Source organism: Armatimonadota bacterium (assembly GCA_013359125.1).
GTDB lineage: Bacteria > Armatimonadota > Fimbriimonadia > Fimbriimonadales > GBS-DC > JABWCR01.
Genome location: JABWCR010000019.1, coordinates 43,961 through 64,498, shown reverse-complemented (window position 1 = coordinate 64,498; position 20,538 = coordinate 43,961). Strand labels below are relative to the sequence as shown.

At 59.0% G+C, this 20,538-nt stretch carries 21 protein-coding genes; 10 read left to right on the top strand and 11 right to left on the bottom strand.

The window, feature by feature from the left end; all coding sequences use genetic code 11:
• Nucleotides 1-267: 267 nt before the first annotated feature.
• The 4 genes from HUU60_09620 to HUU60_09605 all read left to right on the top strand — a co-directional run bounded on the left by HUU60_09620 (nt 268) and on the right by HUU60_09605 (nt 2,933).
• Entirely contained in the window at nt 268-651 is a 384-nt protein-coding gene (locus HUU60_09620; protein ID NUL82966.1) for a nuclear transport factor 2 family protein, read from the top strand.
• Nucleotides 648-1,091, top strand: coding sequence for a hypothetical protein (locus tag HUU60_09615; protein NUL82965.1), 444 nt, complete (start codon nt 648-650; stop codon nt 1,089-1,091). The genes HUU60_09620 and HUU60_09615 overlap by 4 nt, the downstream gene beginning before the upstream one ends.
• A 143-nt stretch (nt 1,092-1,234) precedes the next feature.
• The gene (locus tag HUU60_09610; protein NUL82964.1) at nt 1,235-2,692 is read left to right on the top strand and encodes an ankyrin repeat domain-containing protein; all 1,458 of its coding nucleotides are present in this window, start codon (nt 1,235-1,237) and stop codon (nt 2,690-2,692) included.
• A 13-nt stretch (nt 2,693-2,705) separates the two neighbouring features.
• The gene (locus tag HUU60_09605; GenBank protein ID NUL82963.1) at nt 2,706-2,933 is read left to right on the top strand and encodes a hypothetical protein; all 228 of its coding nucleotides are present in this window, start codon (nt 2,706-2,708) and stop codon (nt 2,931-2,933) included.
• A gap of 4 nt (nt 2,934-2,937) precedes the next feature.
• Here the strand turns inward: HUU60_09605 and HUU60_09600 are convergent, their stop codons facing one another.
• The 6 genes from HUU60_09600 to HUU60_09575 are packed head-to-tail and all read right to left on the bottom strand — an operon-like array spanning nt 2,938 to nt 7,954.
• Entirely contained in the window at nt 2,938-3,933 is a 996-nt protein-coding gene (locus HUU60_09600; GenBank protein NUL82962.1) for an iron ABC transporter permease, read from the bottom strand.
• Between the two features lie 9 nt (nt 3,934-3,942).
• Nucleotides 3,943-4,698, bottom strand: a complete 756-nt coding sequence (locus HUU60_09595; protein NUL82961.1) for a hypothetical protein — start codon at nt 4,696-4,698, stop codon at nt 3,943-3,945.
• Nucleotides 4,699-4,709: 11 nt separating this feature from the next.
• On the bottom strand, nt 4,710-5,963 hold the full coding sequence (locus tag HUU60_09590) for a hypothetical protein (GenBank protein NUL82960.1): 1,254 nt from the start codon (nt 5,961-5,963) through the stop codon (nt 4,710-4,712).
• 14 nt (nt 5,964-5,977) lie between these two features.
• Nucleotides 5,978-6,745 carry an HAD family hydrolase gene (locus tag HUU60_09585; protein ID NUL82959.1) on the bottom strand — a complete coding sequence of 256 codons (768 nt, stop codon included), beginning with the start codon at nt 6,743-6,745 and terminating at the stop codon, nt 5,978-5,980.
• A 9-nt stretch (nt 6,746-6,754) separates the two neighbouring features.
• On the bottom strand, nt 6,755-7,732 hold the full coding sequence (gene murB, locus HUU60_09580; GenBank protein ID NUL82958.1) for a UDP-N-acetylmuramate dehydrogenase: 978 nt from the start codon (nt 7,730-7,732) through the stop codon (nt 6,755-6,757).
• Nucleotides 7,733-7,735: 3 nt separating this feature from the next.
• Entirely contained in the window at nt 7,736-7,954 is a 219-nt protein-coding gene (locus HUU60_09575) for a 50S ribosomal protein L28 (GenBank protein ID NUL82957.1), read from the bottom strand.
• 62 nt (nt 7,955-8,016) lie between these two features.
• Here HUU60_09575 and gatB point away from each other — a divergent pair, with 62 nt between their 5' ends.
• From gatB to HUU60_09560, 3 genes are read left to right on the top strand one after another with little or no spacing between them, the layout of a single operon-like run.
• Nucleotides 8,017-9,456: an Asp-tRNA(Asn)/Glu-tRNA(Gln) amidotransferase subunit GatB gene (gatB, locus tag HUU60_09570; GenBank protein NUL82956.1), complete on the top strand. Its 1,440-nt coding sequence runs from the start codon at nt 8,017-8,019 to the stop codon at nt 9,454-9,456.
• Nucleotides 9,453-10,235 (top strand): hypothetical protein, encoded by a 783-nt coding sequence (locus HUU60_09565; protein ID NUL82955.1) that lies wholly within the window; start codon nt 9,453-9,455, stop codon nt 10,233-10,235. Before gatB ends, HUU60_09565 begins: the two co-directional genes overlap by 4 nt.
• Nucleotides 10,236-10,241: 6 nt before the next feature.
• Nucleotides 10,242-11,351, top strand: a complete 1,110-nt coding sequence (locus tag HUU60_09560; GenBank protein NUL82954.1) for an SLBB domain-containing protein — start codon at nt 10,242-10,244, stop codon at nt 11,349-11,351.
• On the opposite strand, the gene HUU60_09555 is transcribed toward HUU60_09560, so the two are convergent.
• The 5 genes from HUU60_09555 to HUU60_09535 form a co-directional block, all read right to left on the bottom strand.
• The gene (locus HUU60_09555; protein ID NUL82953.1) at nt 11,320-11,796 is read right to left on the bottom strand and encodes a GNAT family N-acetyltransferase; all 477 of its coding nucleotides are present in this window, start codon (nt 11,794-11,796) and stop codon (nt 11,320-11,322) included. The genes HUU60_09560 and HUU60_09555 overlap by 32 nt on opposite strands.
• Nucleotides 11,797-11,818: 22 nt before the next feature.
• The gene (locus HUU60_09550) at nt 11,819-13,177 is read right to left on the bottom strand and encodes a hypothetical protein (GenBank protein NUL82952.1); all 1,359 of its coding nucleotides are present in this window, start codon (nt 13,175-13,177) and stop codon (nt 11,819-11,821) included.
• A gap of 10 nt (nt 13,178-13,187) precedes the next feature.
• Nucleotides 13,188-14,852 (bottom strand): DUF1573 domain-containing protein, encoded by a 1,665-nt coding sequence (locus tag HUU60_09545; protein NUL82951.1) that lies wholly within the window; start codon nt 14,850-14,852, stop codon nt 13,188-13,190.
• 69 nt (nt 14,853-14,921) lie between these two features.
• Nucleotides 14,922-15,212 carry a hypothetical protein gene (locus tag HUU60_09540; GenBank protein ID NUL82950.1) on the bottom strand — a complete coding sequence of 97 codons (291 nt, stop codon included), beginning with the start codon at nt 15,210-15,212 and terminating at the stop codon, nt 14,922-14,924.
• A complete protein-coding gene (locus HUU60_09535; GenBank protein NUL82949.1) occupies nt 15,188-15,538 on the bottom strand; it encodes a hypothetical protein in 351 nt (116 codons plus the stop codon). The genes HUU60_09540 and HUU60_09535 overlap by 25 nt, the downstream gene beginning before the upstream one ends.
• Before the next feature lie 149 nt (nt 15,539-15,687).
• Between HUU60_09535 and nuoG the strand changes: the two genes are divergently transcribed.
• Genes nuoG through HUU60_09520 form a run of 3 tightly spaced genes read left to right on the top strand, consistent with a single transcriptional unit; the run spans nt 15,688 to nt 20,459 of the window.
• Nucleotides 15,688-17,868 (top strand): NADH-quinone oxidoreductase subunit NuoG, encoded by a 2,181-nt coding sequence (gene nuoG / locus HUU60_09530; protein ID NUL82948.1) that lies wholly within the window; start codon nt 15,688-15,690, stop codon nt 17,866-17,868.
• A 6-nt stretch (nt 17,869-17,874) separates the two neighbouring features.
• Complete coding sequence (locus tag HUU60_09525; GenBank protein NUL82947.1) at nt 17,875-19,980, top strand: glycoside hydrolase N-terminal domain-containing protein; 2,106 nt, start codon at nt 17,875-17,877, stop codon at nt 19,978-19,980.
• Complete coding sequence (locus HUU60_09520; GenBank protein NUL82946.1) at nt 19,977-20,459, top strand: thermonuclease family protein; 483 nt, start codon at nt 19,977-19,979, stop codon at nt 20,457-20,459. The genes HUU60_09525 and HUU60_09520 overlap by 4 nt, the downstream gene beginning before the upstream one ends.
• Nucleotides 20,460-20,538 lie beyond the last annotated feature (79 nt).

Genomic DNA, 20,538 nt, shown 5'->3' with positions numbered 1-20,538 from the left:
GGCGAACATCGGTCTGTCTCGGGCGATTGTGCCCCTCCCCTGTATCCCCTCCCCAAACTCTGGCGAGTTTAGGGAGGGGAGCGAAAGCCATCGGATCGGGCCGGGAGGGCGAGCGTCCCCGCGAGCCGAGAGAACGGGCCGGGCGGGAGCCTGGCGTTCCGCCTGGCGTTCCCGCGGGAACGGGATTTTTTCGGTCTGTAGCACAATTTTAGGTGCGAATCTCTCCGGGTAGAGGCTCATAAGGCGTGCGCAGGGTACTCTTCATCTATGCAGGATGAGTTGTCCAACGCTCTGATCCAAGCAGAGCGCGACTGGTGCGCTTCACTGGCCGCAAACGACCTGGACGGCATCGCGCGCTACATGCACGACGACTGGATGCTGACCGGCTCGGATTGCAACGTCTTGACCAAGCAGACCTTTCTATACCTGTTGCGCTCCGGCGAACTCTCGCACAGCAAAATGGACATCCGCGATTCCAAAACCGTCGCAACAGGGCAGAGCGGTCTGGTGATCGCCGAAATCTCCACCGCCGGCCAGTACCAGGGCAAACAGTTCGAGCAAGTAGAGCGCTCGACCGATCTCTTTGTGCTGCAAGACGGGGAGTGGAAGTGCCTGCTCACCTATTTGCAACCATTGGAGGAGAAACCATGAGGCTTCAAGATTACATGATCGAAGTAACGCAGCAGGCTGCGAACGATGCGTTCAAGGCCGCCAAAGTCGTTCCGCCCGATAAGCTGGACTGGAAGCCGTTAGAGAACGGTCGTTCCGTGCTGGATCAGTGCCGCGAACTGGCGATCTGCCCTCAATGGGCCTACGACATCATCCAAGGACAAGAGACCGCTGCTCCGCCCGAGGGCCTTAACAGCGTCGAAGCCTGCGAAGCCGAGTGCAACCGCCGACTGGCGACCCTCTTCGACCTCTTTCGCACAATGCCCGACGAGCGCCTTGCCGAAACCAAGTGGCTGCCTTACGACGGCGGACGCGACTTTAAGATGGAAGAGATGATGGATTATCCGCGGTGGAACTTTAACTACCACTTGGGCCAAATTTCTTACATCCAGACGCTGTATGGCGACAAAGACGACCATTGATGGGCTATAATCTGGACGCGCCTTGTGGGGCGCAACCGGGTCCGCGGAAAGGGCTGCGCCCGCCCACAATATCGTATTGAGCCAAATCGCCTGATTGGCGCCCGACATGCGGACCGCGGGCAAACTGCCAATTGGAGGCGAACATGGCTCATTTGCAACAACTTCGAAAGCAGGCTAAAGAGCTGCTAAAAGCCTGGCGCGCGGGAAGCCCTGAAGCGCTCGAACGCATCGCGCCCTACGACCTTACCGATCGAGACCCTAAGCTCCATCTGGCACAGCTGGTCATCGCCCGAGAGAACGGCACCGAAAGCTGGCCCGCGCTGAAGGCCCAGATCGAGCTAGGCCGCCTGACCCGTGAAGAGGCCGCCGCCAAACTGTGCGACCTCGCGCTGATCGATTCGTTCTATCGCAACCGCCCGGTCGCTATTCAGCGGATATTGACCGACCATCCCGATCTACCGACCAGTTCGATCTATCTGGCGGCCTTGATGGGAGAGGCGGAAGCGGTCGAGAGATTTTTGAAGGATGACCCGGCCCTGGCTATGAGCAAAGGCGGCGCGGCCAACCGAGAGCCGTTGTTGTACGCCTGCTTCTCTTGGTTCTTTAAGCACGACGAAGCTCTCAAGCCCCGCTTCCGCCGCATCGCACGAATGCTATTAGACGCTGGGGCAAACCCCAATGCGGCCTATCTTTGGGAGAATTGGCCGCTGTCCGCCCTCTATGGCGCGGCGGGCGTGATCAACGATCCCGAAACGACGATCCTATTGCTGGACGCGGGAGCCAACATCGACGACAACGAGACCGGGTATCACGCTGCCGAAGAGCCAGGCTGTCATTGCCTCAAGCTAGTTTTGGAGCGCGGCCCGAACGATCTGACGCTCAATCAAGCGCTGTTTCGCAAGATCGATTTTGAAGACCCAGAGGGCTTGAGGCTAATCCTGGGCTACGTCTCGCCCGTAGGCAGAATATGGGAAGGCGGGCGCACCGCCTTGCATCATGCAGTGTTGCGCGGTCGCTCGGCGGAGTTTGTTAAGATTCTGCTGGAGCACGGCGCGGATCCGAATCAAGAGGACGAGAAGGGCGCCTCGTCCTTTCATCTCGCTCGATTGTTCGGCAGGGACGACCTGGTCGGCTTGATGGAGCAGTTCGGCGGGAGCGCCGAGCCGGAAACTTGGGACGCCTCCCGAAACGCGACCTACTACGAGGCGCTGGGCGATGCCGCTGCTCAGGGTCGATTAGAGGCTCTCAGGAATCTGCTCGACAAGGGGTTGAGCGTTCATGGCGAATCGGACGACGCGAACGAGGGTCCGCCCACGCCTTTGCACCAAGCCGCTTGGAGAGGCCGCGCCGAGATTGTGGGCGAGCTGCTGTCGCGCGGCGCCTATCCCAATCGCAAGGAATGCTGGTACAAGGCGACCCCCCTCGGATGGGCCCTGCACGGCTCGATCAACTGCCCGCCGTCCGGCGAGACCGACTATGCCGAATGCGTCCGGCTGTTGCTGAACGCTGGCGCCGAAATTCCGGCCGGCGACTGGCTAGACGAAGAGGACGCGATGTCGGACGAGGCGAGGGAGGCGCTGGCGCTGTTCCAGGCAGAATAGGTACCATTCGATCGTGAAGATCGATCCAGAATTGGCACGAAGGCGGCGAGCGGGTTTTGCCGCGGCGGCCGAGATTCGCGCCGAAGAGCTTAAGGCCATGACGCCTCAAGAAAAGATCCGGGCGCTCGATCAACTCCTCCATTTTGCAAAGAGCTTGGGACTGCAAGCGGACGATCGGGAAGTCGAAGCGGTCCGCGCCCGATGGATCAAGATCAAGAGGCTCTATGTCGATCAAAAGTAAAGAGTCAATCGTGCCTGTTTCGTCTCATCAACAGCACAATAAACAACGGCGCGCCGATCAGCGCGGTCAGCGCGCCGACCGGCAGTTCCGCAGGCCTTGCGATCGTTCTGGCCGCGCAGTCCGCCCAGATCAATCCGATGCCGCCCAACATCGCGGCTAAGGGCATGACGCTGCGATGGTCCGCTCCGACTAGTCGTCTGGCCGCATGAGGCGCAATCAAACCGACGAACCCGATAATGCCGCAGAAGGAGACCACCGCAGCGACCGCAAGCGATCCCGCTCCTAAGGCGATCCACTTTAGGCGCTCCAGATCGACCCCCAAGTGTTGAGCCGTGTCGTTGCCTAACGAATAGACGTTGATCTGGCCGGCGACCATCAGCAAGGCGAGAACGCTCAGAAACGCAAGAGGCAGGGATGCGATTGCCATCGACCAGTCCGCGCTCGAAAACCCGCCCATCAGCCAATAGATAACCCGGCTGTAGTCCTGTCCCGACCACAGCACGATCACCGTTATGGCGGCCCACAGCGTCGATCCAAGCGCGATGCCCGCCAGAAGAAAGGAGTTGGGATCGAGCGACCCGCCGCGGCGCGCGATGGCCGCAACCACCAGAAGCGTCGCCAACGCGGAGAGAAAAGCAATCCCCATTGTGCCCTGTCGCGACCACGATTCTGCCCATCCAAGCAAGGTCGCGCTGGCCGCGCCTAGCGCCGCGCCCGACGAGACGCCCGTAATGTATGGATCGGCCAAAGCGTTGCGGAATACGCCTTGAAACGCCGCACCGACCGCTCCCAGCGCAAGTCCGGCCAGCAAAGCCAGCAGCGCGCGGGGCGCCCGAAGTTCCCAAACAATGGCCAAGTTTGGATCGTCGCCGCCCCGCTCGACAATGGCCCGCCACACGTCGCCGACCGGGATGGGTTGATCCCCGATCGTCAGCGAGGCGAGAAGGCTCAAGCCAGTCAGCGCGGCTACTCCGGCGAACAGCGCGCGGCGGCTGGCCATGTTTCTATCTTACTTCAGCGACAGCGGCTTGTCCTCTGTGTCCTTTGGCGCTCCGCCAGGCCTGACAAAGATCTTGTCTTCGATGCCAATGTTCGTCTCCAGTTTGCTGAACTGAATTTCGATCTCGACCTGCGCCATCGAAGCGGTCATCTTGAAGGGCATGGTTATGTTGCCCTCCTTGCGATAGTCGCTTAGGTAGGTCGAAACCGGCACCTCGCCCATCGGACTCTCGCTCCAGCCGTCCTGACGGATCAACTGGCCCGATTCGACATCGAAGAACTTGACGACGGGCTTGCCGACTTTTGGTTCGAACGAAACCTTGTGGGCCTTCTTATCCTTCACGCTCTCTTCGCCAAGATACTCCCACTTCTTAAAGTGCTGCTTCCAGTTGAGAGCCGATTCCAGCGAGGCTTCCCGCTTCAGGGCTTCCAACTCGGCGCCCTCTAGATCGCGCAGGCCAGAGAAGGGATCCTGCGCCCATCCTGTCTTGCCGTCAAAGCCCTGCTGAACCGAGCCGATGCCCGTGATGTCCTGCTTGACGAAAACTTTGTTGGGCGCTTTGAACGAGATTTCCATCGCGCCGGTTATGCCTTGATTTTTGATGGTGAGTTTGCCGCTTAAGCGCATCGACTTAACCGCCTGCATCGCCTCGCGGCCGCCAGAGGCTTCTATATACTTGTCCATTATCGACTCGACGGTCGGCGTCTGGGCGCCTGCGCTCAAGCCCAAAAGGGCGAACCACAGTACGAACACGTGTCTTCTCATCTCTTTTTCTCCTATTGTTTCTTGGACAGCGCTTCGATAGCCGCCTCGAGCACGGGGTCTTTGCCGCTCGAAAGCGATTCCTTGGTTAGGTTTACTACTACATCTGGCTTTACGCCCTTTCCCTCTAAAAGCACGCCTTTAGGGGTTCGGAAATCGGCGAAAGCATACTGCAGCCGGGCGCCATTGGGCAGTCGCTCCACGACCGATGGCAGCACCGCCCCGGCAGAAGGGTTGCCGACTACGATCGCCCGGCTCAACTCCTGCAGTCCTGCGGCCAGTATCTCCGATGTGCTGGCCGAGGTTTCGTCGACCAAGATCGCAACAGGGCCGCCGTAGTATTGCTCCTGAGGATAAGCCAGAAACCGAATCTCGCCAGTGCGCATCTTCATGGCGCCCAGCTCTTTGCGTTCCTTGAACAGCATTCCGGCGATCGGCATCGCCATCGCGCCCAATCCGCCCATGTTGCCGCGCAAGTCGATGATCAGTCCAGAAGCGGCGCTGTGCTCGGCGATGGCTTTTTTGACCGGCTCTAGCAGCGGCATCAGAAAGATGTTGAATCGGACATAGCCCATGCCGTTGGGGAGTTTCTTGCTCTCATGAATGGCGCGTATTGGGGGAAGCTCGGCAAAGCGCACCAGTTCGCCTCTTGGCCTCTGCAATTCGATCTCGATGGTCTTTGAAACGCCAGAGAGGTCGATGCACTCCAACTCGATCTTGTCGCCCGTCTTTCCTGACATTCGGCTCTCGATCGCCATGGCGAACAAGAACTTTAGAATCGGTTCTCGTTCTTTGCGCGTATAGAGCCGTTCTCTTAGCCTAGCCACTTCAGACGAATCGATCTTGACGATTTCAAATCCTGGCTTGATTCCGGCTTTTTCGGCCGCCGATCCGTCAGCCACTTGCGCAACTACGGCTTTGCCGCCAATGTCTCTTACTACAAGCCCCGTTTCGCCATCGCCCTTGCGCGACATCACCTCGTCAATGTCGATGGCTCCCGGCCCGATGATCCCAAAGTGCGACGCGTTCAGCTCGCCCAGCATCTGCGTCATCAGGGCGTAGAACTCGGCATCGTCCTTGACCTGCTCCACCTTAGGCGCGTAGTCGGTCTTGACTTTGTTCCAATCGACGCCGTTGAAGGTCAGATCGTAGAATTTGTCGTTGACGCGGCTCCAGACGATCTCGAACGTCTCTCGCCGCTCTATTTGAGCGCGATCCTGGCAGACGACGAACGCAAAGAGCGCGAGCAGGATTGGAAGATGCTTCACGATGGCGATTATACCTACGGGTCTAACTCGGCGATCGACTCTATGATGCGGGTCGGCAGGAAGGGGTAGCGGAGCGCGTCCTCTCGAGTGGCGATGCCCGTCAGCGCCAGCACCGTCTCTAAGCCCGTCTCAACTCCGGCGATAATGTCCGTGTCCATCCGGTCGCCGATCATGGTGGTGTTCTCGCTGTGCGCGCCGATATAGTTCAGCGCCATCCGCATCATCAAAGGGTTTGGCTTGCCCACAAAGAACGGCGCGACGCCCGAGGCCGTTTGAATCATGGCCGCGACCGCGCCGCAGGCCGGCACAATGCCCGCCTCCGCCGGCCCAGAAGGATCGGGATTGGTCGCCACAAAGCGCGAGCCAGCCTTGACCAAGCGAATGGCCTTGGTGATGAGCGCCATGTCGAACGAATCGGTCTCGCCCAGCGCTACGTAGTCGGGATGGTGATCGGTCAGGATGTAACCGGCCTCGTGCAGCGCCGAAGTCAGGCCGCTGTCGCCGATCGCAAACACGGTGCCGCTCGGCCGCTGGCTTTTGAGAAAGAGCGCCATCGCCATAGCCGAGGTGAAAATCTGACTGGCCGGCACGTCCAATCCGCCAGCGCCGAGGCGATAGGAAAGGTCTCCAGGCGTGTAGCGCGGATTGTTGGTCAGGACAAGAAATCGATGGCCTCCCGCCTTGAGCTTAGCTAAGAACTCCTTCGCGCCCGGAATCGGGGTACGGCCATGAACCAACACGCCGTCCATATCGATCAGGTAGCTTCGGGGTTCGGATGGCATCGATCTAGATTATGGCTGTTCGTCTTCTTCGCCCACGTAGAGGGCTTCTTCTTCCAGCATTGCCCCAAACTTGTCATAAACGGCCTTCTTGGCCATCGAAGCCAGTTTCTTGATCTCGCTGGCTGTCGCGCCGCCAAAGTTGAGGATGAAGTTGGCGTGCTTTCCGCTAAAGCCCGCTCCCCCCAATCGCAGGCCTTTCAATCCGCACGCTTGGATCAAGTAGCCTGCGGGCACTACGCCTGCGGCTTTATGGCCCTCGGGCAGTTCGACAATCTTCTCGGCCAGCGCGTTGTCGTAGACGTTCTTGAAGAAACTTCCGACGCTCGGGCCGGGCGGCTGGCTGAGGATTCTGCGCCGTTGGTACTCTCGGGCTTCGGCAAAAATCTTGCGCGTATCCCTTGGCGCCAGCTTCATCCTGACCGCTAAGAGCGCGATGGGCAGAGCCGGATTCTGTCTCAGCCGACTGTCTCGGTAAGAGAACTGCATCCAGTCGGGCGAGACGGTCAGCCGTTCTCCTTGATAGACTACTTGCAAGTCGATCAGCAGATCGGCGATATTTTTGCGATAAGCGCCGGCATTGCTGACGAGCGCTCCGCCCAGGGTGCCGGGGATGCCCACTGCAAACTCCAGTCCGCTCAATCCTGCTTGCGCGTTCTTGAGGAACACTTCCTTGAACGGCGCCCCTGTTTCGGCGTAAGACTCCTCTCCCGGCACAATCTTCTCGCAGCCGTTATAGATGACCAGCGCTCGCACTCCTTTGTCGCTGACCAGGATGTTGCTTCCGTGCCCGATGACGAAGATCGGGATGTTCAGTTGTTGCGCAGTGGCCGTTAGTTCGGCAAACTCATCCAGGTCGGTTGCCTGATAAAAAAGGTCGGCGGGGCCGCCGACCCTCAATGCGCTGTGTTTCGACATAGGCTCGTCGCGCAGCAGCCTATGGGGAGACCGAATCCGTTCGACCAGTCGGTCGTACGGTTGTGGAGTCATTCTCTAAATGGCGCGAACGATCTTGCCCTTTTTCAGACAAGAGGTGCAGACTTTGAGTCTTTTGGCCGCGCCGTTCGCCAGCAAAACTCGGGCGCTTTGAAGGTTCGGCAGCCATGTGCGCTTGGTGCGCGGCGCTCGAAACTTCCATGCTCCCGAGTGTCGGTGTCTTATGTTCTGTCCAAATTGGTTGCCTTTGCCGCAAATGTCGCAAACTCGTGCCATGCTGCCCCTCCGCTAAATGTTCGGACGGTTAGTATACCCGGCGCTTAGGTAGAATCGGGCGGATGGAATATGTCGGCAGCGTCGGCATGGAGGTGCACGCCCAGCTCTTAACCAAGAGCAAAATGTTCTGCGCCTGCCCGACATCGTTTGGCGAAAAGCCCAACACGAACGTCTGTCCGGTTTGCCTGGGCCTGCCTGGGGCCCTGCCCATCGCGAACAAGCGCGCCGTTGAGCACGTTATCCGAACCTCCCTTGCCCTTAACTGCCAGATCGCTCCGTTGACCGAGTTTTATCGCAAGAACTACTTCTACCCGGATCTTCCAAAGGGCTACCAAATCTCGCAATACGGCGACTTGCATCCTATCGGACAGCACGGCTGGCTGGAAATCCCGACAGCAAACGGCAAAAAGAAGATCCATATTCGCCGCGTTCATCTGGAAGAGGACACGGGGAAGCTCTTGCACCTGATTCCCGGCGAAAGCGAGGTCGATTTTAACCGGTGCGGCATGCCATTGATGGAGATTGTAACCGAGTTTCCGCCCGACATCGAGAACGCAGAAGAGGCCAAGGAGTACCTGGTCCAACTCCGGGCGATTTTGACCTATATCGGAGCGAGCGAAGCGAGAATGGAGGCCGGCCAGCTCCGTTGCGAACCCAATATCAGCGTTCGTCCGTTCGGCTCGTCGGAGTATGGCGTAAAGACCGAACTCAAGAACTTAAACTCTTTCCGGTCCGTGCAGCGAGGGATCGAATACGAGATCGAGCGACAGATTGCCGAACTCAAGGCAGGCGGCAGGATAATCCAAGAAACGCGAGGGTGGAACGAGGCCCTCGGAAACAGTTTTGTGATGCGGGTCAAAGAGCACGAGCAGGACTACCGCTATTTCCCCGAGCCGGATTTGACGCCTATCAGAATCACGTCCGAATGGATCGAGGAGATTCGTTCGACCTTGCCCGAGCTGCCGCTGGCCAAACTCGAGCGCTATCAGAGCGAGTACGCGCTTTCGGCCTACGATGCCGGCGTGCTGACCGCCGACCGAGCGACCGCGGAGTATTTCGAGGCCTGCATCGCTCTTGGGGCGGATGCAAAGACCGCCGCCAACTGGATCACGGGCGATCTGGCGGCCAAACTCAACGAGACGGGGGTTCTTATCGACGCCGCCAAGGCGACCCCCAACCACCTGGTCGAGCTGATAAAACTGATCGAATCGAACGCGATCACCGGTCGCGTCGCCAAGGATGTGTTTGCAGAGGCCTTTGCGACGGGCGACTTGCCGTCTGCAATCGTCCAGCGCGAGGGCCTGACCCAGATTGCCGACAACGACGCTCTTGTCGCCATTGCGCGAAAGGTCATCGAGGCTAACCCAGACGCGGCGGCCAACTATCGCAACGGCAAAGAGACCGCCATGGGTTTCTTAAAGGGCCAAGCCATGAAAGAGACCCGCGGTCGCGCCAACCCGCAGGCTATCGAAGAGGCTTTGAAGAGAGAACTTTCACAATGACCGATCTGAACGAAACCCTGCTCAGGGAAGTCATGCAAGAGGCTCTCGAATCGCAAGGCGCCACCGTGATCGAGATTACCGAAGAGGAATGCCGGTACAAGATGGGAGAGTTCCATGGCGCTATTCGTTACGAAGCGTTGCGGAGATCGTTCGGCGAGGACCCGAATCCTGAAGTCGCCGTCCGGTTCATCCAAAAGTTTACGCCTGGGACGGATAGGTACTCGACATGGGACGAGGCCAAGACTGCGCTCGTGCTGGGCTTGGAAAGACAAGACACGATCTTGCCCGATCATCCCTGTAAGCCTATCGGCAACACGGTCGCGCAGATTCTGGGCATCGTTCCGGACGATGGCGATTCATGGCGATTCGTAACCGACAAGATGCTTGCAGGATGGGGCGTCGATCCCGAGGAAGCATGGGCGATTGCCGACTCCAACTCAAACCGTCGTATGGCGGAAAACGGGATCGAATCGACCGAACTGAAGGGCGTCAAGATGTGGTATTTCAGCACCGATTCGCTCGAAAAGGCAGGGTACCTTGCCGCCTCAGGCCTCAAGGAGTTTGTCAAAGACAAGATCGGCTGGCCGATCGTTGCCATAGCCCCCGCACAGGATTTTGTGCTGATGATCGATGCCAAGGACGATGTGAGCGTATTAGGCTATCCCGCAGTCAACGAGCATGAGAGTTCGCCGTTCTGCTTGACCACGGAAGTGTTCGAGGTTTCCGACGAAGGCATCCAGATCATTGGCGAGTTCAGACCCGATTCCGAGGAGGAGTAAGCAATCATGATAAGGACTTTCTTGGCGCTGATGTTGGTTGTGGCAGTTGCCTTGCCCGCGCTGTCGCAACAACGGCTCAAAGCGGGCGATTCCGTGCGGATCACGGTCGAAGAGGACGCTTCCCTCTCTCGGGTCTATGTCGTCAACCAGTCGGGCAATCTGATGCTGCCTTTGATCGGTATGGTGAAGGCCGAAGGTTTGACCCTGGACGAATTGGCGCAGACGGTTGCCCGCTTGCTGATAGAAGGGCGATTTTTCACCCGGCCGACCGTGAAGGCAGAACTGGCAACCTCGGGGCCAAAAGCGATCACGATCGAGGGGGCGGTGCGAACGAGCGGCAAACGCACGGTCAAGCCCACCGACCGATTGGCAGACGCTCTGGAACCGGCCGCCCCTTTTGAAGACGCCGATCTGACCGCCATCGAGATCAAGGCGGCCTCGGGGGCGACCAAAAGGGTCAACTTTGCTAAGTTCAAGGCCGACGGCGACCAGTCGCAGAATCCGCTGCTTCAAGATGGCGATACGATCATCGTGCCTCTGAGGCCGCAGGAGAACAAGGTCATGATCCTTGGTGCGGTCGCGCGTCCCGGCGTTCAACCGTGGGCCGAAGGCGATACGCTCGCCGTCGCGGTGGCAAAGGCTGGCGGACCGACGTCGGAGGCCGATGCGACCAAGATACGCCTGAAGCGAAAGGACGGCACGGCCACCGAGGTTGATCTGGCAAAGGACGGCGATCTTGCGCTCGGACCGGGAGACGAAGCGCTCGTTCCCATTCGAGCCGCCAGAGCCTTTATCGTTGTGCGAGGAGCTGTGCGCAATGCAGGCGTCGTCAACCACGCGGCAGGCATGACCATTACGCAGGCTTTGGATGCTGCCGGCGGGCCGGCAGAGGACGCTCGGTTGGACAAGGTCGTGATTGAGAGGCCGGAGGGGCGGCGCACAAAGAAGATCCATGTTAACGTGATGCAGATTGCGCAGGGCGGTCGAACGGACGAACCGCTTCAGGCGGGAGACACGGTCATGGTGCCCGGCGCCCCCAAGGAGAGAAACGTCGGCGACATTGTCCAAGTGGTCGGCGCCGTCATCAGCCTGATTTTTCTGCTTGGCCGTCGATGATTTTAGTCTCGCGCTTAAACTCGACAAAGCCGCGCGCCAGATAGTTCGGCAGGGCGGCGGGAGCGTCGAGCGTGCAGGTGTGCAACCAAACTCTGCGCTCGCCATTGGCAAACGCGGTCTCGGTCGCCTTGGTCAACAGCGATCCGCCCAACCCCTGACCGATGAACTCGGGCAAAAGTCCGAAGTAAGCGATCTGCGTCTCTTCGCCTTGCCGCTCCAACTCAAAGTAGCCGACCGTCTTTCCGTCCCGATAGGCCGCATAGAACTCGACATCGGGCTGGTCGACGCGAGCGGTCCAATCGTCAAGGCCCCAGTGCGAACGGTCGTTCCACGCCCAGTCGCGCCCCACTTCGCCATATAGCCGCATGGCCAAGTCAGAGTCTGCAAACCGCTGGAGATCGATTTGCGGCCCAACGTTCGGCTTAAGCCGTTCGATGCCCAACATCTCCAAATAGACGATCGTAACGCTAATGCTTGATCTGCTCCCAATATTTGGGCCAGTTGAAGTTCGGGCTGTGTTCGGGCACATGGCAGCTCAGCGCGCAGGTGTTTTCGTCGCCGCGAAGCGGCTTTACCTTGAGCGGATCGTCCACATGTTTGGAGCCTGGGCCGTGGCATGCCTCGCAGCCCACATCCTTTAGCATCCGCGTCTCCTGCATGTTCTTGAATCCCGACAGTTTGTCCATTCCCACCACATGGCACGCGACGCACTCGGGGTCTTTGTCCGCTTTGTCGTCGATCAGCGTCTTCATGGCGACGGCATGTTTGGTGTTGCGCCAGATGACCAATGCCTCTGAATGGCAGCTGCCGCAGACCGTATTGCCCACATAGGTCGAGCCGTCCGAAGTGGGCGATTTGGGCACTTGATTCAGCAGGTCTTCGGCCACAACTCGCGCGTCGTAGCTGTCCTTTATCTGCCGGATGGTCGGCTCGTCGGCAAAGTCGTCCGTTAGCTTCACATAGTCGGCCTTGGGCGCCTTCCAAGCCGATTCGTGCGTCAAATCGGATCGTCCGACATACTTGCCGTCGTTGCCGTTGGTAACCAAAAGCGCGTTTCCGACCCTCTTTTGCTCGGTTGGGCGATAATCTCCTGCTTCGGCAAACACGACCAGCGTAAAGGCGCCGATTACGCTTTCGCCTAACGCCTCGGCTTCTTTCTGAGAACCCTGAAAGAGCAGAATCTGCAGATCGCTGTTCCGGCTCAAGTCGCTCATCACCCGCTGGATTGTGTCTGAAGCGGGATCGACCTTTACGCCGGGATTCTGCGAGGAAATCATCAACCCATGCTTGTCGGAGATAACGCCGGTAATGCCGATGCGCACCTTTTTGCCCTGGACCTCGCGCTCGACGATTGCCATCTCTTCGAACAAGGGCGAGCCATCGGACTTTCTCGCGTTGGCCGAGAGCATCTTGCCCTTAAATCGAGCCTTGAGCGTCTCTAATGTCGGTACGCCGATCTTGTACTCGTTCGGGCCCAAATTGATCGCGTCGTACTTCAGCGCGTTGTACATGTCGATAAAGGCGTCCAGTTTCAAGGCGTCCTGGCGACCCCAGGCGTCGGGCGTATGGGCGCCTTTGGTCAAATTGCCGTTATCGACCAGCACGGTCGCAATGGCCGCGTCCAGTCCCTTGAGGTAGGTGGCTCGCCTGGGCATGCCGCCGGTAACCGGTTTGGCACATCCACAAGGCGTCAAGTAACCGTTCTGATCGGTGTTGAAAATGACCGTCAGCTGCGTGGCCGCGCGCGGAGCCGAGCCGGTTATCAAGAGGGCGGCGGCCAGCACAATGGGGGCCGCAATCCATGCGCTAAGAAGTTTGATCGACATCGCCGATTCCTTAGCCGCCCAGAAGATTGGCCATGACCGTGATCTCGATGCGCGGCTGGTTCGGATCGTCGGTATGGACGATCACGCTCTTGCGCGCCTGGCCCAAGGGCCAACCGCCTTTGTATCCAATGATCAGCCGATATTGCGACCCATCCTGAATGGTCTCAATTCGGTGCGTCATCGCTGGATCGCTGTTCTCAACGCTCGTGATCTTGAACGGTCCGCTTCGCTTGACCATGGTAACCGTCTGTTCGATGGGCAACGGCGTGGTCGGCGTGATCGCGCCCAGCCAAACGGAGATCGGCATCACGATGATCCCTTTCTCGCAGCTCACGCTGATCGTAACCTGAGGCTCGTTGATCGAGGTCGTCTGAACGGTCAGCAAGAAGATCGAACGACCAATGGGCGCTTCGGGTTTGACGGTTGCTTTGACTTTGTAGACGCCATCGCCATTTGCCGTCTTTTCCAACGCTGCCTCGACATAGGGCACGTTGGCCGTTACGCGAGTGATCTGAGCGTTTAGTTTCGGGCTGACGCGAAGCTCGAATTCTTGCACGGTCGGGCCCGTGTCGTTCAGCGTCAAAGTGTGGGCTTCCGAAGGGAGAATCTGCACGCCTTGCACGATAGTGCATCCAATTCGCACGGAGGAGAGCGGCTTGTCCGGATCGTTCGATGTGATCTCGATCGACTTGGCAAACTCGCCGCGATAGCCGGCGGTCTTCATTTCGGCTTTGATGATGCCTTCCGACTTAGGCGGAATGACTTTATCGTAATTGGCCACGGTGCATCCGCAGGTCGGCTTGGCCTCGATCTCCAGGGGGGCATCGCCGGAGTTTCGAACCTTCACCTCGAACCAGGCGCTGTCGCCTCGCATGATATCGCCAGCGTGATACTCCATCTTCTCAAGCACGAGGATCGGCTTGGGCATGTAGACCACGGTTCGGGCCTGCGCCAATTGCGCTAGCTTCGCGCGCCCCTGCTGCAGCGCCAAGGCACGCTTGACATCGTTGGCCGAAGGGGTCAGCGCGACTTTGTCGCTGTGCCAATCGGGACCCATAAAGTCTTCCTCGCTAGAGGTGGGCGCCAATCCAAGATAGCTGCCCAGCGCGTGGCCGGTCAAGTGCTGGATCGAATCGACCGTGTGCATATTTTCGGTGTAGGGAATCTTCAAGGAAATCCGAGCCAACCCAGCGCGCTTGCGCGAGAAGTCCGGCTCTTGCCCAGGGCCTGCCACGGGATACGAGATTCGCGTGTCCGAACAGATCAGCTTGAATTGCCCAAAGCTGATCTCGGCCACGTCCCATTCGTACAGAAGGATCAGATCGGCCTCGTCCGCGTTGTTGGTCGGTGTGAATTTGATGGCTCCGTTGAGAGCCGAGTTCCAAGCGCCGATCGCCTTGTTCGTCGCTGCGACGTAGGTTTCTCGCTGAGCTCTTGGAATGCTGACGCTGTTAATGTAAACCTTGATGTTCGAGGGAGCGGCTAAGCAACTGGCGTATTTGGCGGCTGTCTCAAACTCGCCTCGCGCCAACATGCTGGAGGTCCGTTTCAGCAAGTCTAACTCGACCGAAGCCGTCTCCTTGGGGAACTCGGGCGCTGGAATGCGATTGTCTTGGGCGGTCGCGACAAGGGACAGCGCTATCGCAAATAGCCCAGCGGTAACTAAGGCTCTCATCTTTAATATCCTCCTAACCAATGGGGCGCCAAACCGTGGCAGACCCTTAATATTATAGCCCAAACTTGGTCAGGGTAGCAGTGTGGCGCCGGGTGCGGACCTGACGACATTGGAATCTCGACCGCGATTGTCTCGCCCTGTGCGTTCTTGCCCTTTGCGCAACAGAGGCATAATCCCGGCAACGGCTCTATCGCCCTGATCCATCAAAGCAAAGGCAAAGCCGGGGTCCATCGAAGCAACATCGTAAAGGGTCTGTTTTGCCATCGGGTCGATCTCGGCAAGCGATAGGCTGAACTCGGCAAGTCGTCTTAATTCACCGTCGGTGAACTGAGAGATCAGCGCCAGCGTTCTTTCTTCCAACTGGCGGGGGGCCTTACGGTTCCTCGCGGGCTGCTCCGGCTAAAGACTTGATGCCCGTCGATCGATTCCCAATGTCGGTCCAGACATCGGGCCAATGTCTCCATCGCGCGCTTGCCAGCCGGTTTGCTATAGAACGCCTCGACGACTCCGGCGTTGACATTAACGTCGACAAAGAGCGAGGTTCTCTCCATTGCCGCAACCTGCGCCAAGGTCTCGCGCCAGCCTTGTTCAAGCATGGCGGATGTTGGGGTCTTCTGTTCGACATCTTGGCAATAACCGCAGGCTAAAAGCGCACACTGCGCGAGGAGAATCTTTGCTATTTTCATCGAGCGACCGCCTCCCACTCGATCTATGCCGCCAAGTCCATAGTTTCGCGTCGGACAACAGATTCCTTTCGCCCGAAAGGCGATGCGGCAGCCGCATGAGTCCCCATGTGCTAAAATTCACAAACTCGCCCGCTTTAGGAGGTTGGTCGATGCCGCGCCCCGCGCCACAAGAGCCAAAGCTGGTTAACATAACGATCAATGGCGTCGATATTCAGGCGCCGGAAGGCGAACTCCTTGTCGAAGCGGCCAAGCGCGCCAACGTCGACATCCCCATCTTTTGCTATCACAAATATATGGAACCGGTCGGCATGTGCCGCATGTGCCTGGTCGAAATCGGCTTCAAGCAGCCAGACGGAAGCGTTCGGAACATGCCCAAACCGCAGGCCGCCTGCACGCTGCCCGTTTCGGAAGGCATGGTCTGCTTTTCGGAGACTCAGCAGATCATCGAAGACCGGCGCGGCGTCCTTGAATTCCTTTTGATCAACCACCCCCTTGATTGTCCCATCTGCGACCGAGGCGGCGAATGCCCTTTGCAGAACAACACCCAGTTCTACGGCCCCTCTACCTCAAGATATATTGAGATCAAACGGCATCTGCCCAAGTCTTTCCCGCTATCTCAGCACGTTACGCTCGATTTGGAGCGGTGCATTCAGTGCGGCCGGTGCGTTCGGTTTACCGACGAGGTTTCGGGCGATAGCCAGCTCGCCTTTCTCTTCCGCGGGGCGCAAATGCAGCCCAGAAGCTTTCAGTTGACCGATTACGCCAGCCGGTTTAGCGGCAACGTGATCGAGATCTGTCCGGTCGGCGCCCTCACCAGCCGAGACTATCGATTCCGCGCGCGCCCTTGGGACATCGTAACGCAAAAGTCGGTGTGCAACGTTTGCTCTAACGGTTGCAACGTCTATGTCGACGGGCGGGATCGCCAGGTCATTCGCGTCAACGGTCGAGAAAACCCCGAGGTGAACGAGACTTGGACTTGCGACAAGGGCAAATTCACGATGGGACGCCCCAAGCGGCGGATCGAACAGCCGATGATCCGCAAGGACGGCATGCTCCAGCCTGCGACGTGGCCGGAAGCCTATGACGCCGTTATCAGCAAGTTCAAAGAGGCAGGCGCCAAGGCCGCGCTGGGCGGCTCGCGGCTGCCCAACGAAGACGCCTATCTGTTTAAGAGGCTGATGAAAGAGGCGTTTGGCGCTGCGAACCTCGATCATCGCTACTATCGGCTTCAGACCGAGTCTCCGGTCAAGAAGCGGTTGGGCGCGACGGCATCGCAGCGCTCTATCGAAGCGCTTGAGGACACGGGTCTGATTTTTGTCTTTGGCTCGCATCTGGCCGAGGAGCAGCCGATCGTCTACCTTCGGGCGCGAAAGGCCTGGCATCGATGGAAGACGCCGGTGATCGTGGCGCATCCTGTGCAGAACGATGTGGAGCAGTTCGCCTCAGTCTCGATGCGCTATCAATCTGGAACTGAATACGAGCTGATGTGCGGTCTGCTGAAAGCCGTTTGCGACCAGACTCCAGCGGGCGAACCGTTGCGCGCGGCGCTGGCCGAATGCACCCCGGAATGGACAGAACGGACGACCGGCGTATCTAAAATTGTGCTACAAAATGCGGCAAAAGCCGTTTTGGAGGCCGAGAGCATGATCCTCTTGGCCGGCGACCGCGCGCTCAACCATCGCGACCCCGAGAGGCTGATCGACGGCCTGATCAATTGGGTGGCGGTTACCGGCAACGCGACCCATCCGAAGGGCGGTCTTAACCTGATGCTGCCCGATTGCAACTCGCACGGCACTATGGATCTGGGGCTGACGCCAGAGGCCGGCGGGCTCAACACCGACGCAATCCTGAACGGGTGCATTCGCGGCGAGATCGAGAGCCTCTATTTGCTTGACAGCGACTTGCCCGATCGCCATTACGACCCGCTATTGGCCGAAGAAGCAGTGCGCCGTGCGCCGTTCTTGGTCGTGCAGTCGGCCGAATGGGGCTATGCCTCGGAGTATGCCGACGTGCTGTTGCCGGCTAAGTCGCTAGTCGAGCGAGAAGGCACCCTGACGAATTTGGAAGGTCGCGTCCAGAGGTTTTGGCAGGCGATCGACTGCCCGCATGACGCCAAGGAAGATTGGAAGATATTTGCCGACTTGCTTTTGCGGACGACGCTTCGGACGCCGCCTTTCAGCGCCCGGGAGATCATGGCAGAGATCGCATCGACCGTGCCCGGCTACGAAGGCGCCCAGTATCAGAATCTTGGCGCTCAAGGTATGTTGTTGCCGTTGCCGCCGCCTACGAGCGTCGATCTGGCGCCTATGGCGGCGCCGACCTTCGCATAACCCATCATGCTCCTGCCCGAAGAGAGGCACGGATTGCTTTACGACCGTCCCGCCATGCGATGGGACGAGGCGTTCCCTTTGGGCAACGGTCTTCTTGGAGCGCTGGTCTGGGGCGACGGGGCTCCGTTGCGCATCTCGCTCGATCGCACCGACCTGTGGGATTTGCGCAAAGTTCCCGAGTTCGACGGCGCCGACTATGACTACCAAACGATGGTTGCATGGCACCGAGCCGGACGGCACGACGACCTCGTCCGAGTCTATGAGAAACCCTATGAGCGGCCTTGGCCCACCAAGATTCCAGCAGGCCGCATCGAAATCGATTTGCCCGCCCAGTTCGTATCGGGGAAGTTAGACCTTTTGACGGCGACCGCTTCGGCAGGCGCAGTCCATTGCCTTGTACATGCCAAGGAAGCCGTCGGTCTGGTTTGGAGCCCAGAGTCTGAACTCCGAGCAAGGTTGATCGCCCCCGCGTTCGGCGGCAAAGCAGAGAACTTGGCGTCGGGCGGCATTACGGCCGGCGACCTTGCCCAGTTGGGCTACCCAGCGCCCATCAGGCGCCAAGGCAAGAATTGGGAAGGTTTCTTTCAGCAGGGCGCAGAGGGCTTTTCGTTCGCGGCCTGCATCGGCTGGAGCGACGATAGACGGCGCCTTTGTTGGTCGGTCGCTTCGTCCTTTGAGGGCAAAGACCCGTTTAGAATCGCCCAGCAACGGGTCGAGCGAGGCTTAGCGCGGTTCGATCGCTTGATCCGGTCCCATCAAGCTTGGTGGCGCGACCAATGGGCCAAAGTCGGTTTGCGGGTTCCCAACAAAGTTATCGAAAGACAGTGGTATCTGGACACGTACAAGTTCCTTTCGGCCTCTCGGCGAGGCAGCCCGCCCATCACCCTGCAAGGCCCATGGACGGCGGACGACGGCGGCCTGCCGCCGTGGAAAGGCGATTATCACCACGATCTGAACACTCAGCTGAGCTACTGGCCTTGCTACAGCGGGAATCGCTTAAACGAAGGGTTGTCCTATCTCGATTGGCTATGGAACACGCGAGACCATTGCCGAGACTGGACGCGCAGATTCTTCAAGCTGCCGGGCCTCTGTGTTCCGATGACTGCAGACTTGAACAACAGGCAGATAGGCGGCTGGCGGCAATATACGCACTCTCCCACCACGGCGGCCTGGCTTGCGCATCACTTTTATCTTCACTGGCGATTCTCGGGCGACAAGGAGTTTCTCAAGAACAGAGCCTTTCCCTATCTGCGCGAGTGCGCCGTTTTTATTGAGGCCGTTACGCGGTCGGAAGGCAAGCGTCGGTTGCCGCTCTGCTCATCGCCGGAGATCAACGACAACTCGCCCGGCGCCTGGTTCGATGTTTGGACGAACTATGACTTGGCGCTCTGCCGTTGGCTGATGGGCGCGACGGCCGAGCTGGCGGGCGCTCTAGGTCGGCGGTCGGAAGCATCCGGCTGGCGAGCCGTGCTGGCCCAATTCCCTAACCTTTATCGCGCCGAGGACGGCCGGCTGCTGGTGGCCGAGAATTATCCTCTAAAGGGCTCTCATCGCCACTTTTCGCACCTCATGGCGCTCCATCCCCTTGCAATCGACCAAGGTCCGCATTCGATCCGCCAAAGTTTGGCGGAGTTAGAGCGGATCGGTTCCGACTATTGGACGGGGTATAGCTTCGCCTGGCTGGGCAACATTGCGGCCTGGGCGGGCGAGGGCGCCAAAGCCGAGCGCGCCTTGACCGTTTTTTCGGAGGCCTTCTGCCTGCGCAACTCCTTTCATTGCAACGGGGATCAGAGCGGCAAGGGCCATTCTCGATTCACCTATCGTCCTTTTACGCTGGAAGGCAATTTTGCCGCCGCGGCTGGTCTTCAGGAGATGCTGGTTCAAAGCCATGGCGATGTTGCACACTTCTTTCCGGCTGTGCCCACGGGGTGGCGGGAGGCTCAGTTCGTTGGGCTGCGGCTTGCGGGCGCGTTCGTCGCGTCCGGGCAGATGAGCGGTTCCAAGATCGAGGCGGAGTGCCTTGCTGAGCGGGGCGGCGCACTGCGTTATCGCTTAGGTTTGGGCGAGGAGAGGCAGATTAAGATGAGAGCCGGAAGCAGGGCCCGTTTATGAAGATTTTGAGCGCATTAAGGCCGACTTTAGCCATGCTGCTGGTGGTTGTCCAACTTTCAGGCTGCAATGATACGAAGTCGTTTGCGGGCGAGGTGGTCGGCGTTACGGACGGCGATACGATCGGCGTTATGCGCGGCGGCAAGGAGGAAAAAGTCCGGTTGCACGGCATCGATTGTCCGGAGATGGGACAAGCCTATGGATCGAATGCCAAGGCTTTCACCAGCGAGTTGGCCTTTGGCAAGACGGTCGAGGTGCGCGAGCGAGGCAAGGATGGTTACGGCCGGACGATCGGCGATGTGGTTTTGCCGGACGGCCGGCTGCTCAATCATCAGTTGGTCGAGGAAGGGCTGGCCTGGTGGTACAGGAAGTACGCGCCCGGCGATAAGAGGCTTGAAGAGTTGGAAAGGGGCGCGAGAGAGTCCAGGACGGGCTTGTGGGCGGACGCTGATCCAACTCCGCCTTGGGATTATCGGAATTAAAGAGACTCGGCGCGCTCCGAGGGTTTGGGGGAGATTCGTACTCAAAATTGTGCTACATTTGTGCAGATTCCCGTTCGGA

Bases quoted from the DNA above. Each gene is read 5' to 3' on its own strand.
- HUU60_09620 (NUL82966.1), top strand. From the start codon at position 268: ATGCAGGATGAGTTGTCCAACGCTCTGATCCAAGCAGAGCGCGACTGG.
- HUU60_09615 (NUL82965.1), top strand. From the start codon at position 648: ATGAGGCTTCAAGATTACATGATCGAAGTAACGCAGCAGGCTGCGAAC.
- HUU60_09610 (NUL82964.1), top strand. From the start codon at position 1,235: ATGGCTCATTTGCAACAACTTCGAAAGCAGGCTAAAGAGCTGCTAAAA.
- HUU60_09600 (NUL82962.1), bottom strand. From the start codon at position 3,933: ATGGCCAGCCGCCGCGCGCTGTTCGCCGGAGTAGCCGCGCTGACTGGC.
- HUU60_09595 (NUL82961.1), bottom strand. From the start codon at position 4,698: ATGAGAAGACACGTGTTCGTACTGTGGTTCGCCCTTTTGGGCTTGAGC.
- HUU60_09585 (NUL82959.1), bottom strand. From the start codon at position 6,745: ATGCCATCCGAACCCCGAAGCTACCTGATCGATATGGACGGCGTGTTG.
- murB (NUL82958.1), bottom strand. From the start codon at position 7,732: ATGACTCCACAACCGTACGACCGACTGGTCGAACGGATTCGGTCTCCC.
- HUU60_09575 (NUL82957.1), bottom strand. From the start codon at position 7,954: ATGGCACGAGTTTGCGACATTTGCGGCAAAGGCAACCAATTTGGACAG.
- gatB (NUL82956.1), top strand. From the start codon at position 8,017: ATGGAATATGTCGGCAGCGTCGGCATGGAGGTGCACGCCCAGCTCTTA.
- HUU60_09565 (NUL82955.1), top strand. From the start codon at position 9,453: ATGACCGATCTGAACGAAACCCTGCTCAGGGAAGTCATGCAAGAGGCT.
- HUU60_09560 (NUL82954.1), top strand. From the start codon at position 10,242: ATGATAAGGACTTTCTTGGCGCTGATGTTGGTTGTGGCAGTTGCCTTG.
- HUU60_09555 (NUL82953.1), bottom strand. From the start codon at position 11,796: ATGTTGGGCATCGAACGGCTTAAGCCGAACGTTGGGCCGCAAATCGAT.
- HUU60_09550 (NUL82952.1), bottom strand. From the start codon at position 13,177: ATGTCGATCAAACTTCTTAGCGCATGGATTGCGGCCCCCATTGTGCTG.
- HUU60_09545 (NUL82951.1), bottom strand. From the start codon at position 14,852: ATGAGAGCCTTAGTTACCGCTGGGCTATTTGCGATAGCGCTGTCCCTT.
- HUU60_09535 (NUL82949.1), bottom strand. From the start codon at position 15,538: ATGAAAATAGCAAAGATTCTCCTCGCGCAGTGTGCGCTTTTAGCCTGC.
- nuoG (NUL82948.1), top strand. From the start codon at position 15,688: ATGCCGCGCCCCGCGCCACAAGAGCCAAAGCTGGTTAACATAACGATC.
- HUU60_09525 (NUL82947.1), top strand. From the start codon at position 17,875: ATGCTCCTGCCCGAAGAGAGGCACGGATTGCTTTACGACCGTCCCGCC.
- HUU60_09520 (NUL82946.1), top strand. From the start codon at position 19,977: ATGAAGATTTTGAGCGCATTAAGGCCGACTTTAGCCATGCTGCTGGTG.